Annotated in this window: 8 protein-coding genes; 2 read left to right on the forward strand and 6 right to left on the reverse strand. The window is 62.8% G+C overall.

Annotated elements, in window-relative coordinates; translation table 11 throughout:
* Positions 1-51 precede the first annotated feature (51 nt).
* Together AD665_RS12515 and AD665_RS12520 are read left to right on the forward strand one after the other, a co-directional pair.
* On the forward strand, positions 52-4,191 hold the full coding sequence (locus AD665_RS12515) for a Tc toxin subunit A-related protein (protein WP_053192302.1): 4,140 nt from the start codon (positions 52-54) through the stop codon (positions 4,189-4,191).
* Positions 4,188-8,246, forward strand: coding sequence for a transthyretin-like family protein (locus AD665_RS12520; protein WP_147460403.1), 4,059 nt, complete (start codon positions 4,188-4,190; stop codon positions 8,244-8,246). Before AD665_RS12515 ends, AD665_RS12520 begins: the two co-directional genes overlap by 4 nt.
* A gap of 1 nt (position 8,247) precedes the next feature.
* Here AD665_RS12520 and AD665_RS12525 read toward each other — a convergent pair whose 3' ends face one another.
* From AD665_RS12525 to AD665_RS12550, 6 genes are all read right to left on the reverse strand, one after another.
* The gene (locus AD665_RS12525; protein ID WP_053192306.1) at positions 8,248-9,579 is read right to left on the reverse strand and encodes a DUF58 domain-containing protein; all 1,332 of its coding nucleotides are present in this window, start codon (positions 9,577-9,579) and stop codon (positions 8,248-8,250) included.
* Between the two features lie 163 nt (positions 9,580-9,742).
* The gene (locus tag AD665_RS12530; protein ID WP_041022935.1) at positions 9,743-10,747 is read right to left on the reverse strand and encodes an AAA family ATPase; all 1,005 of its coding nucleotides are present in this window, start codon (positions 10,745-10,747) and stop codon (positions 9,743-9,745) included.
* Complete coding sequence (locus AD665_RS12535; protein WP_053192308.1) at positions 10,744-11,910, reverse strand: DUF4350 domain-containing protein; 1,167 nt, start codon at positions 11,908-11,910, stop codon at positions 10,744-10,746. Before AD665_RS12535 ends, AD665_RS12530 begins: the two co-directional genes overlap by 4 nt.
* Positions 11,907-13,445, reverse strand: coding sequence for a DUF4129 domain-containing protein (locus tag AD665_RS12540; RefSeq protein ID WP_053192310.1), 1,539 nt, complete (start codon positions 13,443-13,445; stop codon positions 11,907-11,909). Before AD665_RS12540 ends, AD665_RS12535 begins: the two co-directional genes overlap by 4 nt.
* Positions 13,432-14,406: a stage II sporulation protein M gene (locus AD665_RS12545; protein ID WP_024776495.1), complete on the reverse strand. Its 975-nt coding sequence runs from the start codon at positions 14,404-14,406 to the stop codon at positions 13,432-13,434. The genes AD665_RS12540 and AD665_RS12545 overlap by 14 nt, the downstream gene beginning before the upstream one ends.
* On the reverse strand, positions 14,403-15,128 hold the full coding sequence (locus tag AD665_RS12550; protein ID WP_053192312.1) for an RDD family protein: 726 nt from the start codon (positions 15,126-15,128) through the stop codon (positions 14,403-14,405). The genes AD665_RS12545 and AD665_RS12550 overlap by 4 nt, the downstream gene beginning before the upstream one ends.
* Positions 15,129-15,166 lie beyond the last annotated feature (38 nt).

Raw genomic sequence — 15,166 nt, forward strand, 5'->3', positions numbered from 1 at the left:
GCCACGGAGCTTGTCCGGATGGCGACGATACCCAACTCACAGGAGAGGGCAATGGCTACGCAAGACATCACCCGGGCAACCGCCCTGCGCCGCGACGCGTTGATCGAATGTGCCTTGGGTATCAAGGAAATCGAAGACCATGACGCCGGCAAGGGGTACCCACCGATCAAGACCGCCGACGATCTGCTGGAGTGGCTGCGCACCGACCCCCTGGACAACCATCAGGTCAAGACGACCTGGGTCGCCGAGGCGGTCAGTTGTTTCCAGCAGTACATCCACGCCGTCTACCAGAAGCTGGAGCCCGGCTACACCCAGCGGGAGTTCGACCGCAAGGACCTGAAAGACTGGGACATTGCCAGCCAGTATCCGCTATGGGCCGCCAGCCAGTTGCTCAAGTGCATGCCCGAAGACTACATCACCCCCTATGCGCGCATCCGCAAGACCAGCCTGTTCAGGACGCTGGAAAACAACCTCAACCAGACCCGGCTGACCACCGACTCGGTGCAGTCGGGCGTGCAGCAATACCTGCGCGCCTTTGAAGAAGTGTGCAACCTGGATGTGCTCAACGGCTATGTCGATGGGCCCGATGCCCGCCGTGCCGACTATTACCTGGTGGGCCGGGAACGGATCGCCCCCTACCGTTACTTCTGGCGCAAGGCCGATGTGCAGCTGGACGCCGACACCCAGACGATCAACCCGGCGGCATGGAGCGAGTGGCAACCGGTCGATATCCCCGCCGATGCGCAGGTGCTCGACAGCCGCCTGGTCTTTTGGGGGGGACGCTTGTGCCTGGTCTGGGCCGAATGGCGCCCGGCCTTGTTCGATGGCGACGGCGGCCTGCAGAAGCCCTACGAGCTTGAGCTGAAGGTGGCCTTCATTACGCTGGACGGGAAGTGGTCGCCGCCGATACGGCTGAATTTGTCGGCGTTCGACGAGGACGTCAGCCCGGGATGTCGGCTGGTGGCGGTGATGCTGCGCGACGACGTCGACCCGTTGTACCCCAAGGGGCGGTTGGCGGTGCACTTGACCAATGCGCGCACACCGCCGGCCTTTATAGGGACACGACCCCGGCCGGTGGAGATATACGAAACACGCGACGCGCTGTTTCGCAAGGTGGCCGACGAAAAGCCGCTCATGGACCACCTGGCCATGGTCCGCTTCTCCAAGCCCACGACCCTTCAACAGCGAGTGGCCCCCGAAGGCTTTTCCAAAATGACGGAAACGGTGTCGAGTGGCGCCGATCCCCTGGTGGAAAACTTCACCCTCAAAGTGGTTGTGAGAACGGTAGGGGGTAAGCAGCACTTGTATTACCAGGCGCACTGCGCCCTGTTGACGCCCGGCAAGACAGGCGAGCCAATGGCATTCACCCTGTCGCTGCTATACCCCTCGGGAGATGACGACCCCGACGTTGTCGAGACCCACTCGGACAACGGCGGCTGGTCCTTTGCGTGGCATGGGATCGAACGGGAAAACTTCGCCAACTTGACGGCAACGTTCATCCTCAAAGGTCCGGAGAACATTGGCGAGCCTCCTCGCGACTTTGGCCAGAAGACCTTCACCTTGGACCTGAAGGGCGTTCCCACCGACCCCAGCCTGCCCGCCGTGCACAAGACCGATTCGCGGGGGGGGCAATTCCTGCACCTCAATGACTCGGGGCTGGCGCTCAAGTACGCGCGCCTGAACACCCTGATCGGCGCTGAGCTGGTGACACGCGCCAATGTGTCGATCGATGCCGTGCTCGATTGGGACACCCAGTTTCCCGACGAGCCGCCGCTGCCCGACGATTCGAACGAACCCAACGGCCCGTTCGACGGTGCCAACGGGTTGTTCTTCTGGGAACTGTTTTTTCACCTGCCTCACCTGGTGGCGACCCGGCTCAAGGACGAGGAGCGCTTCGTCGAAGCCCAACAATGGCTGCACTTCATCTTCGATCCCCAGGCGATCGCTGACACACAGGCCGAGCGGGCGGATCCGAAGCCACGCTATTGGCGTTGCCGGCCGTTGAATGTGTCTGGTAGCGAGGGGGACGTGGGCTGCGAAGCCGACAACCCGACCGACCCTGACGCGATTGCCTATTCCACCCCCCGGCACTACCAGATGCTGATTTTTCTGGACTATGTCGCCAACCTCGTGGCCTGGGGCGACTGGTTGTACCGGCAACTGACACGGGACAGTCTGGCCGCCGCCAAGCTGCAATACCTGCGCGCCAAGAACCTGATGGGCACCACGCCGGACATGCACACCCTCAGTCAATGGACGCCTGCCACGTTGACGGAACTGGTCGAGGAACTCGAAGACAGTGCCGCGCTCAGGGCGTTCGAGCAGGATCTGCTGCTGGATCCGGGATCGCTGCCGGTCAGGAGCCATTTTTTTGAAGACCCCGGCGTTGTCGGCGTGGAGCGTTTCCGCTTGCCGGTGAGCCAGCGCGTGTTGCAGCTCTATGAGTTACCGGCCCAGCGCATGTACAACCTGCGCCATAACCTGACCATCGACGGCAAACCGCTGTCCATCGAGTTGTTCAGCACCATCAACCCTTCGGATCTGCTCAACAACCTGGCTGCCGGCGGTGTCGGCCCTGTGCGGCCCATGGGCGGGCCTTTGCGGGTTGCGGCGTTTCGCTGGCGCACGCTGTTCGATACGGCCCTGCGGGCGACCCAATATCTGCAGGAGTGCGGCAACCAGGTGATGCGCTTGCTGGAACAACAGGACCGGGGCGAGCAAGAGTTGTTGCAACAGCGCCACCTGACCGAGTTGAGTACCTTCGTCCGGACCGTGCAGGAAGAAAATCTTGAACAACTACGGGACACGCTGGCTGCGTTGAACAGCAGTCGCACCTTGACCGCGGAGCGGCAAGCCCACTACACGAAGCTGTACAGCGAGAATATTTCCAGCAGTGAATACAAGGTTATGGAGGCCCTCGACAGCGTTAAATTGTTGACGGCGCTGAGCACCTCGATGCAAGTGGCGGGCGCTGTCATCGATGCCTTTCCCAATGTGTTCGGCCTGGCCAACGGCGGCCATCAGTTCGGCAGTGCTCCGAGAGCCCTGGCTTATGGGTTCCAGGTCGGGGCAGAGGTCGTGCGCAGCGATGCCGAGAAGGACGCGACCTCCGAAAGCTATCGGCGGCGACGCGAAGATTGGGGGTTGGCGCGGGACCAGGCCACAGCGGAGCTGGCGATGATCGACGAACAGATCAACGCGCAGAAACACGCGGTGTTGGCCGCCGAGGCCAATCTGGATCAAATCGTCAAGATGAATGCCCAGGCCCAGGCACTCTATGACTTCCTGCTCACCCGAGCCACCCGCGTCGAGCTATATCGCTGGCACCTGGGGCAATGCAAGACCTTGCACTACCAGGCCTACGACCAGGTCGTCAGCCTTTGCCTGAGTGCCCAGAGCGCGCTGCAACTGGAAACCGCCGAATTCGGCCTCAGCCACATCCGCACCGATGCGTGGCTGGATAACTATTACGGCCTGACTGCCGGCGACTCGTTGCGCCTCGATCTGCTACGCATGGAGGCCGATCATTTGCTGCGGTACGAACGGCGCCTGGAAATCGTCAAGACCGTATCCCTGCGTCAATTGTTCGATGACAACAGCGACCGGCAGGCGGATTACTCCAGCTGGGACGAGGCGCGGGAAGGGTTGATCACCAACGGCACGTTGAACTTCAAACTGTCGCAACTGCTGTTCGACCGGGATTACCACGACCACTACTGCCGCCAGATCAACGCCGTGGACGTGACCCTGCCGACGTTGCTCGGCCCCTTTGAAAACGTCTGTGCGACGCTGACGCAGATTGGCAGCGAAACAGCCATCAAGGCGTCCCTTGAGTCGCTGGATTATCTGTATGGCGACAGCAGTCTGGCGCCGGCCGATGTGCTGCTCAATATCAGCAGCGGTGAACAGATGGCCATTTCCATCGGCCTGGATGATTTCGGCGTGGCGGCGTTGAGACCCGAAGAGGGCCTGCGCAATATCTTCGAGAACACCGGCGCCGTGTCTCGCTGGACGCTGTCCTTCCCCTGGTTCCAGGAGTGGGACCGCCAGAAGGACCAACTGGCGGCCTTGAACGACATCATCGTGAAGGTTCGCTACACCGCCAAGGTGGGCGCCCCGGCGTTTTCCCGGTACGTCCAGGGCAAAGTCAGAGCCGCCGAACGCGCCGCGCTCAAGGGGGTGCAAAGATGAATAGGGAACCGGTCGACACCAGGACCAATGTACTCCCCAACGGACATTTCGATCTGGGCTATAACCACTGGAACAATGCCGGCGTGCCCGGGAGGTTCGATAGGAAATCAGGCGAATGGGAGGGGCAATCCATCTACTACATGTCTCTTTACGGCGGAGGAGGGATTGCCCAGATCGTACCGGCGCCGGCACCGCAATCGGCAGGGGCGCGCTACCGTTTGAGCTTCCTGTACGACAACCGTTCCGCGGAGGCCGGGGTTTTCAGCCTGCGTCGGCGCGGCACTGAGGACAGCCTGGAAATCGTGCTGCCACCCTCGGACAACCGGGGGGCCGATCCTGAAACCCAGGCACTGAGCCTGACGCCGGTGACTGCGCCGATCGAGTTCGATATCGAGAGCGATGATCTCTTCGAGTTCGTCATCCTCAGCCCGTCTGAAGCCACCACGCGCCTGGACGTGATTGTCGCCCGGATCGATTTTCACCTCGAACTGGCTCCACTGGTCCTGGCCCAGATTGTCAATGACGGCCAGGTGTTTACCCCGACCGGGGAGCCCCTGCTTTACCTGTGCCATGGGGCAACCGGCGCGAAGAGTCACCAGCTGTCCTTCCGGCCCGCGCCGGACAGCCCCTGGACGGGAACCGAGGCGTTGCTGTGGAGTCAGGACAATCCACTGGATGCGGTGGTGATTACACCCGGATGGGGTGAAAACCAATTGCTTGAAGACACCTGGCAAGTGGACTGTCCGGTGCCGATCAGCGATGAAACGCAGCTGTTCAACCTGTCCATCTACAGCAAATACCACGCCGAGACGTATCCGATTGCAGTGTCCCTGGGGCACCATCGGTTGGTCGTCGAGAGCCATCTGAACCCGGCTCATCAACCGGTGATTGAGCATCAACAATCGGTCAAACTGGGCGTTCAGGTGAAGTCGTATTACCTCGACATGCCCATGCCTCAACGGGAAGTGTCCTGGATGCTGGGGGATACCGTGCTGTTTCGCGGTGAAACCGACAACGGCGGTTATGCCTGGTTCGACTTTCTTCCCGAGACCGCTGGCACGCTCTCAGTCAGGGCCAGCGTCGAAAGCCCTTTCCATGCCGAAGGCAACGCGCTGCACACCTTCAGTGTGACGGCTCACGCCACGGATCCGATGAACGATGTGCGAGTGGCGTTTCCGAACATGGAGGCTGCGCCTTGGGGTGAAAAAACCGGCTATCCCGATCGCGGTGCGTCGTATCAGTTGGAAGTGTTGCTTGCCGACGACAGCCCGCTGCGCAACCGGTCTGTATGGTTGGAATGGGATGGGAAAGCCCCTGAAGAGTTGGGGGTGACGGTTTCTCCGGCGCTATTGCAGCCGGTCTCGGGCAACAGTAACCCGCTGAGATGGCGGCTGGACTGCGATGACCGCATCGACGGCGATTTCGGCTTGCGATTGGGCGCCACCGGTTTGCTGAAACCTACCGTCAACAACGCCATGTCCCTGGCGCGCCACACTCTCAAGATTGGCCTGGTGCGTGAAGCCAACCGGGTCCCGGTGGTCGATGAGAACGATTATGTCTGGTGCATGGTGCAGGTGCTGAGCCAGGGGGACCAGCCTGTGACCGGCGTGCCCGTGGAGTGGGATAGCGCCCAGGGGCTCCAGCGGACCTGGTCCGGTGTGGACGGCTGGGCCAGCGTGATTGACCGACCTTCGGTGCACGGGCAATACACCCTCAATGCACGGGTCAACCCCCGTGAAACCGGGCAGGTGCCGGAGCATGACTTCATCATCCAGACACTGGCGACCAGCGCGTGGAAAACGGCGAGTTTCAAACTGGGTGACGTCGCGGTCGATCGGGTGGGGGCGGGTGTGGTGTGTCGCATGGGGCAGAATGATCAATTCCATCTCACGGTGACGACCGGCAGCCCGTTGCTCGGCAAGGAGGTTTCCCTGAGGTGGCGCGATCCGGCGAGCGCCCGTGCCATTGTCATCACCGGCATGGATACCCCGACCCCGGTTACCGCCGCCGGGGTGAGCTGGGCCGTGCAAGCGCTGGAGGCCGATTCCAGCGGTGTGTTTGATTTGCAGGTGATATCGGCTGACCTGGAACCGCTCGACCTGGCATTCCGATTGCTGCCCCAGGACCTGGCCCCGACGATGACGCTGATGTTCGACCAGGCACCAAGAACCTGGGCCGCCGCCATCGATCTGTACCCCTGCATCGGTGCCATCCACGACCTGACCCTCCAGCCTGTGGATGACCTGAGCGGGTTGCATGGGTTGTTGTTTGAAACCACTGTGGCGCCAGGCCTGCCGTCAGGGTGGAACATCACCCCGCCTTTGACTGAGTCGGCGCCGATGACGGCGGGGGGCATTCGCTACCAGTGTGATTTCAGCGCTGGCACCGAAGTCGCCGCCCGTAGCTGGGCCGCTGAAGTCCTGGGCGTTGGTGCCTTCACTCAGCCGCCGCCCTTTGGGCTTAATCTGGCCCACAACAAAGTGGTGATCGGCACGCCTTACGAGGTCGCGACGGACCCGGTCCTGAGCAAGAACGAAAGCGCACGACTGGCCCTGCGGTATGTGTCGGCCTTCACGGGCAGGCCGGCCAACGATGTTTTGGTGGAGTGGCACGATGGTGAAACCTCCGAGAGTGGCGCCGACGGTATCGCCCAACGCGATTACCGGCCGACGGTAGCCGGTGGCAGTGAGGTCCAGGCATTGGTCAGCAATCCCTATGACGCGAGCGAAGTCGAGCACACGTTCACCGTGCACGCGTATGCAGAGGATCCTTGGCTTGACCTGAACGTACAGGGTGGTCCGGGGGCCGCGCAGCGTTGGGGCGAACAGACCTTCTTCCCTCGACGGTCGGAGAGGCTCGACTTGACGCTTTCGGTCGCAGAGGGTAGCCCGTTGCTCGATCAGATGCTGACGCTGGGGATCCGCGGTGCTCATGAACTGGATACGGCCATGAATTTCGGACCGGTAGGGTTAGGGTTTCCCCGGCCATTGACCGTCGATGGCCTGCCGGTGAGTCTTTCGGCCGGTGACCGGACCGATGCGGCGTTCTATTTACAACTGTCGGCCTCGCGGCTGCTGGCGCGCTCGCCGCTGAATGCTTTTTCCCTCGGCAGCCATATTCCGGTGGATGTCCTGGCGGCCACGCATCAGGACCCGACGGTGGTCGACTGGGGCGAAACATTGTCCTTTGAAATCACCCTGACCAACGCACTGACCGGTCAACCGGCCCGACATGTACAGGTGTCCTGGCGCGGCACGGACGCGGCCATGGAGGACACGATCACGTTCACCAACTTCTATGGTGTCGCACGCTTCAGTTTCGTGGCGACGGTTGACGGGCCGGGCACCGTGACGGCCAGCGCAGTCGGCGGGACCGAGGTTGTATCGTTTGAGTATCTCGTCCATGAGGCTTGCGTGATTCAAAGCCTGACCGGTGCTGACCTCGAGGGGCTTGCGGGGGACGAAGTCAGCGCCGAGGCCACGGTGGTCAGTGCGGCCAGCGGTGAGCCGGTTCAAGGCGTGCGGGTGCACTGGTTCTACAAGGGCGTTGTGCTGGAGCCGGTCGTTACCGATGCGAATGGCAAGGCGCGGATTACCTTTGAGTTACCGCCGAGGATAGGGCGATATTCATTGAGTGCGTCCGTGCGGGGGGCACTGGGGTGGGAGGCGGAGTGGTTGGAGTCCAGGATATCGGCAACGGAAGATACCTGGGTGCAGGAATTTACGCTTCGGCTAGACGAACGTCCGATCAACATGGACGACCTGGCCAATTGGAGAATGGTGATCAAGGATACAAGTACCAGCATTCTGGAGTTGAGGGTCAGAAAAGATAGCAACTTGATCAACGAGACGAGTGTCACTTTGTATGGGGTTCCACCGGAGGCTCTGGGGTTACGGTTCGATCCAGCGCTGTTCGAACAACTGCCGGTGACGGGCGCTCCCTTGTCCTGGTCCATTATCCCCAAGACAGCGGCTTACGGTGAGTTTGAGTTGGAGTTCCGCAGCCTCGACTCCTATTTGCCACCACGGTGGTTGCCTTTCAAGGTGGAACATTAATTTACAGATTCCCCGCTTTTTTCCACCCCAGGTACAGCGTCACCAGCTCGGCCCCCAGCTCCCCGGGCCGGGCTTGCAGTACCGAAATACCATGGGCGCTCATCCGCTCATGCAGCTCGGCCCGCGCATTCAAATACTCCACCGTCCCGCAATAGGCCAGCGCCTCTGGCAAGGTCTGCACCGGTGTCTGGCGCAGCCGATCGAGCGCTTCTTCGCGCAGGCTCGCCACCAGTACCCGATGTTGCTGGCCCAGCCGTTTGACCGCCGTCAGCAGGTCTTCGTCATCCTCATCCCGCAGATTGGTCACCAACACCACCAGGGCCCGGCGTTTCTGGCGGGTCAGCAGCTCGTTGACGGCGGCCTGGTAATCGGCGGGACGTTGGCTGCTGTCGAGGTCGTACACGGTGTTGAGCAACACGTTGAGTTGGCCCTGGCCTTTGGCCGGGGCGAGGTAGCGGGGTGGATCGCTGGCGAAGGTGCTCAGGCCCACGGCGTCACCCTGGCGCAACGCGGTGTAGCTGAGCAGCAGGCAGGCGTTGAGGGCGTGATCGAAATGCGACAGCTCATCGTCCTGGCTGCGCATGCGCCGGCCGCAATCGAGCATGAAGATGATCTGCTGGTCGCGCTCGTCCTCGTATTCCCGGGCGATCGGTGCGCGGTGGCGGGCGGTGGCCTTCCAGTCGATCTGGCGCAGGCTGTCGCCCTCGCGGAATTCGCGCAGTTGATGGAACTCCATCCCCTGGCCCCGCCGTTGGCGCTGGCGCACGCCGAGCTGGTTGAGCCAGTTGTCCACCACCAGCAACTGACCGTCGTAGAGCCTGGCGAAATCGGGATAGACGCGGATCTCATCGACCGCCTCCAGCAGGCGTTTGCCCGTCCACAGCCCCAATGGGCTGGGTAGACTGATTTCGCAGTGTTCGAAGATGAAATGGCCGCGCTTGAGGGGGCGCAGGCGGTAGCCGACCTGGCTGCGCTGGCCGGGTTGAAGCTCGACCGACAACGGCAGGTATTCGAAATCCAGGCCATTGGGTATGTGATCGAAGACCTGGACGTTCAGCGGCTGATGAAAGTCGTGAGTGATTGCCAGGTGAACGTCGCTCCAGCGACCCAGCGCCAGGCTTGCGGGCATTTGCCGCTGCACCCGGGGCGACGGCAAGCGCTTGAGGCGCACGGCGTCGAGGATCGCCAGGGCCAGCAGGGCCAGTTGCAACCCCCAGTTGATCGACATGAGCACCGATGGCACCACGATGCCCAACGCTTGCAACGTGCCCAGCACCACGCCCAGGACCAGCAGGACTGCCAGCCAGATCAGCAGCAGGCGGGAGGGCTTCATGGGTGCATGCTCTTGAGCAGGTCCATTGTGGCGAGGGGATTTATCCCCGCTGGCTGCGAAGCAGACCCTTGCGGTGTACCAGGCAGAACCAGGGGGCTGCTGTGCAGCCCAGCGGGGATAAATCCCCTCGCCACAGAATGCGGCGTCATCAGGAGATCCATCATCACAAACGCGGCGCCGGTACTTGGTCCAGCAGTTGTCCCAAGACCTGGTCCACCGAGAGCCCTTCGATGTCCAGCTCGGGCGCCAAGCGTACCCGGTGACGCAACACGGCCAGGGCGCAGCCCTTGATGTCATCCGGCACCACGAACTCGCCGCCACGCAGTAACGCCCGTGCCCGGGCGCAACGCACCAGCGCGATCGAGGCCCGTGGCCCGGCACCCAGGCTCAGCCCCGGCCAGCTGCGGGTGGTGCGAGCCAATCTCACCGCATAGTCGAGCACCTGGTCGTCCATCGGCAGGTCGCTGGCGATGCGTTGCAGCGCTTGCACGTCCTTGGCCTGCAACACCGTCCGCAAGGGTTGGACATCGAGCATGTCGGCGCGGGTCGAGCGGCTGACCTGGCGCACCATGTTCATCTCCTGTTCGGCATCGGGGTAGTCCATGCGTACCTTGAGCATGAAACGGTCGAGCTCGGCTTCCGGCAGCGGGTAGGTGCCTTCCTGTTCGATGGGGTTCTGGGTGGCCAGCACCATGAAAGGCTGGGCGATGGGCAAGGCACGGCCTTCGAGGGTCACCTGGCGTTCCTGCATGGCTTCGAGCAACGCGGCCTGGGTCTTGGCCGGCGCGCGGTTGATCTCGTCCGCCAACAGAAGGTTGGTAAACACCGGCCCCTTGCGCAAGTTGAACTGCTCGGTCTGCAAGTCGTACACCGCATGTCCGGTGACATCGCTGGGCATCAGGTCGGGAGTGAACTGGATGCGCGCGAACTCGCCGCTGAAGCAGCGGGCCAGGGCACGCACCAGCAATGTCTTGCCCAACCCCGGAACTCCTTCGAGCAGTACGTGACCACCGGCGATCAACGCCGTGAGCACATCGTCAATCACCGCAGCCTGGCCGACCACTGCCTTGTGCAACTCGGTGCGGATGGCCTGGGCCAACTGACTGGCGCGCTGGCGCTGTTGGGCGGCATGGGCCTGGCTGCCGGCAGGTTCGTTCTGTTCAGTCATAAGGCATTCCTGAGGGTTTGCAGATGGGCGACCTGGCGGCAGAACTCGGCGCTGGACATGCGCTGTTTCGGCCGGGGGCTCAAGGCCTGGCTGATGGCCCGCGTGGATTGGCGGCTGAGCCGTGCGAGCACTTGCCACTGTTCGGCGACGGCCAGTTGTTCGAAGCCGGGATGACGATGCCGCGCCCGACGCAGCACGTCCTGTTGCAAGGTTTGCAGCAGATGCTGCCGGCCGTTGTGCCGCAGCTGGAACCCGGCGCTGGCCTGCACATGTTCTTCCAGCTGGCGCCGGGCCTTGGAGGCCGGTTGTTGCAGCGGGCCGTGGCGGATCGCCGAGCGCCAGAGCCAAAGGGCAATCAGGGCCGCCAGCGCCACCAGTGCCTGGGGAAAGTAACGCAGCAGCAGGGTCAGCAGGCTGTCGTGGTCGATATTGAACAGCAACGTGACGGTGCTATCGGCGCTCAGGTACCAGAGCAGCCAGGCGTTGTCGTACTGTTCGATCTGATCGTTCTTCCACAGCTCGGCGTCGGTGATCACCGTGATCGAGCCCTGGCCGTGGTTCAGTTGCATCATGTGGGTCGACAGCGCGCTATTGGCCCAGGCCTGGGCGAGGTTCTTCGGGTCTTCGAGATGAAAGTCGGTGTCGAAGCCGACGTAGGCGGGTGCCTCTTCGTCTTCCAGGTACAACTTGGTCAGCTTGGGGTAGGGCTCCTTGATCAGCTCTGGGGGGGGCTCCTTGAGGTCCTTGCTCAAGATCTGGCGCAGTTGCACGCGGTCCAGCAGCAGGTCGCCGCTGCTTGCGGTGCTGTCATCCCACAAGGCTTCGGCAACAAACAGCAGGCGGCCACCGGCACGGGTCCAGTTCATCAACTGGTCGACCTGCCGGGGCGTCATGTTCGTCCGTTCGCCCAGCAGCAACAGGGTGTGCTGATGAGGTTCGAGGTCAGGCAGGACGTCCAGGTTGTTGGCGTGCTCGACCTCCAGGCCCTGCTGGCGCAGGAAATGTTCGGCTGCCAGGTAGGGGTTGGCCTGGGCCTCGGGGGAGGGGCCGTAATCGACAGTTTCCTGATAGGGCACCGCGCTCCGGTAGAGGTACATGACCAGTGCCCCCACCAGCGCGACGACAATCAGTATCGCGGCCAGCCATCCTGCGCGGCGGTTCATCGGGAGGCTCCCGTCTCGAACAAGCCGCGCCAGCCGTCGCACAATTGCTGTTGCAGATCCGGGGGCGGAGTGCGATGCCCGTAGGCAACGCTCTGCCAGTGCAGGGTCAGGTTCCTGCTGAACGCCAGCAGGTCTTCGTGCCGGAGCTGTTCGACGCGCTGCAGCACCTGGCCTTCGGTATCGGCCGGTTTCAAGGCGACGCCGAACTGATGATGCAGCCGGCTGAGCAACGCCCGATACAGCAGCCCCAGGGCGTCACGGGGATCAGTGCTCCATAACTGCTCGACGCGGGTCGCCACATCGTCTGGCAGGCTCTCTTCGCGAATATCCAGGCCGAACATCCGGGGCGGTGCCGGTCGTTCCACGGCCGGCCGTTTTATCGGTTGGCGTCGACCCAGGGCCTGGAAGTTTTCACGATAGCGCCAGACCAGCCAGGCAATCGCCCCTGCCAGAGCGGCCCAGAGCAGGACCTGGATCAGTGCGGCGGCCGCTTCGTAGTGCTGGCGACCCAACCATTGGAGCAAGGCCTTGAACCAGCCCGGCGTTTCCTTGGCTTCGGTGGGTTCGGTGGTGTCCTCGCCGAAACGATAGCGGGTGACCGTTTGCGGGTTCTTGAACGGTGGGGCTTCGAGGATCGCCTTGATGCTGTCTCTGGAGGCCTCGCTGGTGAGGGGCTGGTTGAGCAACCGCGGGCTGTCGGGGGCGATGCTGTCTTCGTCGGCCCAGGCCGGGGGCGCCGGCGGCAGCAGGAGCAGCGCCAGCAGCATCAGCACAGGGACTGCGCTGCTCAGGCGCTGGCGCAGTCTCCGGAACACCAGTTCGATGTCCCAGGCCTCGAGGATCGTGCGCCGGTTCAGGTAGAGGCTGAAACCGCAGGCGACGTACACCGGCTCCCAGACGATCAGCAGCAGGGGATACAGGACGTTGACCAGGTGCTCGAACCACAACCAGTCGTGCTCGGTCGTCGTGACCAGCTTCTGCCAATCCCAGTCCAGTTCGACCTGTTGCGGTACGAACAGATAGAACAGGGCCATCAGGCCGAACCACAGGACGGTTTCCAGGTGCATGCCGATCACGGTCAGCCACCGCGCCGCGCGTCCGTTGCGTTGCTGTAGTACTTGCAGGCGCAGCGCTCGCGCATTCCCGGCGAGTCCTTCGAGTTGCACCACCGGCATCAGGAAGCTGCGACTCAGGCTCAGTCGCCGCCAGGTCAGGCTGGCGAACAACTGCGGCTTGAGCAATGCCGGCCACTGGCGCAGGGCCTGCTTCAGGGTTGGCGTTTCGCCAAACAGCGCCTTGGACAGAATGTGCAGTGGTAAGCGGTCGAAGGCCGGTTTCAACCACCAGAACACCAACAAGACCAGGGATGGTGAGTCCCATAACAGCAGGCACAGCAGCGTGTAGATCGGCAGGGTGATAATGGCCCAGCTGGTCATCAGCAACCGTCGGTGCTGCTGGCTCATCAACACGCCCAGGTCCATGGCTTCCCAGGCGGTACGCGGACGGATGACGACGGAGGCATCACTCAGCCGCATGGCGTATCCGTCCGGCAAACAGCAGGTAACTGAACACCAGCAGCCACAGCAATGCGCCGACCGTATATTTGACGACGGGTGTCACGGTGCTGGAGGACCAATACGCTTCGATGAACGCGGCGAGAAACAGGAGCAGCATGACCCCGCCGATCATCGACACGCTTTTGCCCGCGGCGAGCCGCAGGGCTTCGCCCCGGGTGAGGCGTCCCGGCGCGATCAATGCCCAACCCAGTTGCAGGCCTGCGGCACCGGCGAGGGTGATCGCGGTGAGTTCGAAGGCGCCATGCCCGATCACGAACGACCAGAACGTGCCTCCGGAACCGATCTGGGTCAGGTGCCCGGCGACCGCGCCGATGGTCAGGCCGTTGAAAAAAAGGAAGAACGCGCTGCCCAGGCCAAACATCATGCCGCTGGCAAACGTCTGAAAAGCGATGCCGATGTTGTGCATGATGTAGTAGCCGAACATGGCCCAGTCTTCGCTGGCCGCCCGTTCGATCGAGCGTCCCAGATGGCCGGCGCTCGGGTCGTACATGCTGCGGATCTGGCTGATCTCTTCGGCATCCAGCACGCTGTAGACGAGGTCCGGAAACAGATAGACCAGCAACCCGATGCCGGCCAGGCTCCCCAGGAACATCAGGCTGGCAGCCAGCACGAACCGCCATTGTTCACGGACCAGCCGGGGAAAACCGGCCAGGATGAACGCTGAAAGGCTGGCCGATGGCCGGCTGCGGTCACGGTAGAGCTGCTGGTGACCGCGCAGCGCAAGCTGTTGCAGGGCGTCGACCAGCAGGCTGCTGTAGCCCCGCGCCTGGGCCAATGCCAGATGCTGGCAGAGCCGACGGTAGGCCTGGGGAAAATCGCTGCACTGGGGCACATTGCGGCTGCGCTCCAGCTGATCGAGCTGCCGGGACAGCTGTTCCCATTCCCCTTGGTGACGGCTCTCGAACAGGCTTTGCTTCATGTCGGCCCCAGCAGGCCGCGGGCGATGCCATTGAGCTCGGCCACGGCTCGCGGTGGCTGGACGTTCAGTGGTGCCGCCAGGATGGCCGCCAGTTCGTTGACCCTGGCCTGGGAAAGTTCGGCCTGACGCTCAGCGAAACCCAGCACCGCGCGTTGCTCGTTCAGGCTCAGGGCAAAGGGCGGGCGTACCGGCAGTGCCGATGGCAAGGCAGGGCGCTTGACCGGTTGCTCGCGATACACCACCAGCGTGCCGGCCGCCAGGTCGCCCAGGCGTTTGAACGCCGGATGCTGCAGACAACTGATCGCCCCGAAGGTGTAGCCGAAGGGCAGCATGTCGACGAAACGCAGCAGGTTGCGGATCAGCGAAGCGGACCAGCCGATGGGACGGCCGTCGTCCTGGACCACCCGCAATCCCATCATTTGCTTGCCGGGAGAGCACCCCTGGTGCAGTACCTCGAACAGCACCATGTACCACCAGCTGACGACGAACAGCAGGATGGAACCGAGGCCGATACCCAGGTCACCGAAAAATGCGAGGATGCCGAACAGAAAGCCCAGGATCAGCCCCCGTATCCCCAGGTCGATGGCAAAAGCCAGAGCGCGGGGCATCAACCCCGCCGGGCGCAGTGGCAGGTCGATGCCTTCGGGCGTCTCGACCTGATACCGCGTGTCCAGTGGCGGGGGCAGCGTCGCGGTCCTTTGCAGTGCTGGTGTCTCGAGCATGGGCAACCTGAGTGATGGGCCGGTTCGAACATTCAATC

The organism is Pseudomonas corrugata (assembly GCF_001269905.1).
In the GTDB taxonomy this organism is placed as follows: Bacteria; Pseudomonadota; Gammaproteobacteria; order Pseudomonadales; family Pseudomonadaceae; genus Aquipseudomonas; species Aquipseudomonas corrugata.

Bases quoted from the DNA above. Each gene is read 5' to 3' on its own strand.
- AD665_RS12515 (WP_053192302.1), top strand. From the start codon at position 52: ATGGCTACGCAAGACATCACCCGGGCAACCGCCCTGCGCCGCGACGCG.
- AD665_RS12520 (WP_147460403.1), top strand. From the start codon at position 4,188: ATGAATAGGGAACCGGTCGACACCAGGACCAATGTACTCCCCAACGGA.
- AD665_RS12525 (WP_053192306.1), bottom strand. From the start codon at position 9,579: ATGAAGCCCTCCCGCCTGCTGCTGATCTGGCTGGCAGTCCTGCTGGTC.
- AD665_RS12530 (WP_041022935.1), bottom strand. From the start codon at position 10,747: ATGACTGAACAGAACGAACCTGCCGGCAGCCAGGCCCATGCCGCCCAA.
- AD665_RS12535 (WP_053192308.1), bottom strand. From the start codon at position 11,910: ATGAACCGCCGCGCAGGATGGCTGGCCGCGATACTGATTGTCGTCGCG.
- AD665_RS12540 (WP_053192310.1), bottom strand. From the start codon at position 13,445: ATGCGGCTGAGTGATGCCTCCGTCGTCATCCGTCCGCGTACCGCCTGG.
- AD665_RS12545 (WP_024776495.1), bottom strand. From the start codon at position 14,406: ATGAAGCAAAGCCTGTTCGAGAGCCGTCACCAAGGGGAATGGGAACAG.
- AD665_RS12550 (WP_053192312.1), bottom strand. From the start codon at position 15,128: ATGCTCGAGACACCAGCACTGCAAAGGACCGCGACGCTGCCCCCGCCA.